Origin of the sequence: Xenorhabdus sp. SGI240 (genome assembly GCF_040081915.1) — a bacterium.
GTDB lineage: Bacteria > Pseudomonadota > Gammaproteobacteria > Enterobacterales > Enterobacteriaceae > Xenorhabdus > Xenorhabdus bakwenae.
Map to the genome: position 1 here is coordinate 1 of NZ_JBEBMB010000175.1, position 1,765 is coordinate 1,765.

The following is a 1,765-nucleotide window of genomic DNA, read 5'->3' on the forward strand; positions in this document are numbered from 1 at the left end:
GTTAAAGTCGAGCATCGCGTGAATATAGATATTTATAAGTAGTAATCAAAGCCGGAAAGATCCCCTATGATCTTCCGGCTTTTTTCTTTTTAAGAGCCGCTCAGTCCTTGCCCTTAGTTGCTGTTGTAGTCGCCAAGCAGTTCCCGCATTCTCAGCTTAATTTCACTGATGTCCTGCGCATGGACAGTGCTGGCAAAATCACAATACAGGGCAGTGAGTTCAAATTTGAGGCCAGCGGTGCAGTACAAATCACCGGTAAAGATATCGATCTGAACTAAAAGGACACCCTGAGATGAAATTTCGTAACCTGACCCCGTTTGTGGTCATGAATTATTCGATGCTCGATATCGAAGATACCGAACATCATGTCGCAGTGATGAAAATCGGCTACCAGTTCATCCCTGCCGGACAGGGGGAGTTGAACTGTTGCCTGCGCCACCACTGTGCTTACAGGATGAATATCGCGGCACGATGAACGCTTCACAGGTGTTGCAGGAAAGCGACCTCGCCCCGTTTAAACCGCGCTGTGACGTGATTGTCAACGGCACGGCGTATGCGCCGGAAAATAAACCCTGTACTGAATTCCCTGTGCGGTTACAGGTGCAAAACAAACAAGGGCAAACTTTGCTCGATAAAACCCTCACCGTCAGCGGTGAACGGGAATTTATCCGCGATGACGATGGTCACTGGCAACTGAGTGAGCCGAAACCCTTTACTTCCCTGCCGCTGGATCACCGTTACGCCTTTGGCGGCGAATGCAAAATCGACACCAATGAGAAAGCCAGCCAGCGCCTAAAATCCTCTGATTGCCTGACAACCGAGCAACGCCAGCAGCATCCTGACGGTGAAAAAGCACCACGTGCTCACGCCACCTGCGAAACCAATCCACTGGGCACAGGATTTATCACGCCATGGTTCGCCAGAGCCAGACAACTTACCCATTACCCGGTCCCCCGTATTACCCGACCGGATGCACCATTCACTGTGGAGCATTTTACCGCCCAACTGAATGGTACGTTACCGTCCGATACACCCACCTGCCAGCCACAGGGAATGGGCTTTATCGGGCGCCCGTGGCTGCCCCGCCGCGCATTGGCAGGCACTTACGATGATGACTGGTTGGCCCATCGTCATCCTTATCTGCCGAAAGATTTTGATTTTGGCTACTGGAACGGCGCACCGGCTGACCAACAGATTGACTGGCCAGCGACCGATATCACGCTCACCCTGAGCAACCTGACTCCCGACGGTACGCTGCATATCCGCTTACCGGGACACCGCCCGTTTATCCTGCTGCGAATGCAAAACGGTGTATTGTTACCCGTGCCGATGCGCACGGACACCCTTATTATCGATAGTGATGCCAAAACGTTGTACCTGACCTGCCGGCTGAGTTTCAAGGCTGATTTGCCGGTGCGGGTCGCCGAAGCACGGTTTGAAATTAACCCGGATGCGCCGTTGCTCAAACTGGCACCACTGGAAGAGGAGAAAAAAGATGGCTGATAACTATATCGCCCGTACTACGGGCACCTGGATGATTGTCGGCACCCTGCCGGATGTCTGCAAAACCCCGATGGGTTCTTCCACGCCGCCGATCCCCTACCCGGTGGTGGCAAAACTGTCAGACAGCTCCTCGCCCCTATAATCCAGCGGACTCGCATTTATCCGATTTTTTGGCTCACATTAATTGCAAATGAAAATCCCCACGGACTCACGTTAACTGCAAATGAGCTTGCACTTATCTTTTCCGGCTTGCAATCCATTT

At 52.3% G+C, this 1,765-nt stretch carries 4 protein-coding genes; all 4 read left to right on the forward strand.

The window, feature by feature from the left end; all coding sequences use genetic code 11:
- The first annotated feature begins 107 nt into the window (after nucleotides 1–107).
- Genes ABLA76_RS18130 through ABLA76_RS18145 form a run of 4 tightly spaced genes read left to right on the forward strand, consistent with a single transcriptional unit; the run spans nucleotide 108 to nucleotide 1,645 of the window.
- Nucleotides 108–278, forward strand: a complete 171-nt coding sequence (locus ABLA76_RS18130) for a hypothetical protein (protein ID WP_348988974.1) — start codon at nucleotides 108–110, stop codon at nucleotides 276–278.
- A gap of 14 nt (nucleotides 279–292) precedes the next feature.
- Complete coding sequence (locus ABLA76_RS18135; RefSeq protein WP_348988975.1) at nucleotides 293–475, forward strand: hypothetical protein; 183 nt, start codon at nucleotides 293–295, stop codon at nucleotides 473–475.
- Nucleotides 472–1,503: a DUF2169 domain-containing protein gene (locus ABLA76_RS18140; protein WP_348988976.1), complete on the forward strand. Its 1,032-nt coding sequence runs from the start codon at nucleotides 472–474 to the stop codon at nucleotides 1,501–1,503. Before ABLA76_RS18135 ends, ABLA76_RS18140 begins: the two co-directional genes overlap by 4 nt.
- Entirely contained in the window at nucleotides 1,496–1,645 is a 150-nt protein-coding gene (locus ABLA76_RS18145; RefSeq protein WP_348988977.1) for a PAAR-like domain-containing protein, read from the forward strand. Before ABLA76_RS18140 ends, ABLA76_RS18145 begins: the two co-directional genes overlap by 8 nt.
- The last annotated feature ends 120 nt before the right edge of the window (nucleotides 1,646–1,765 follow it).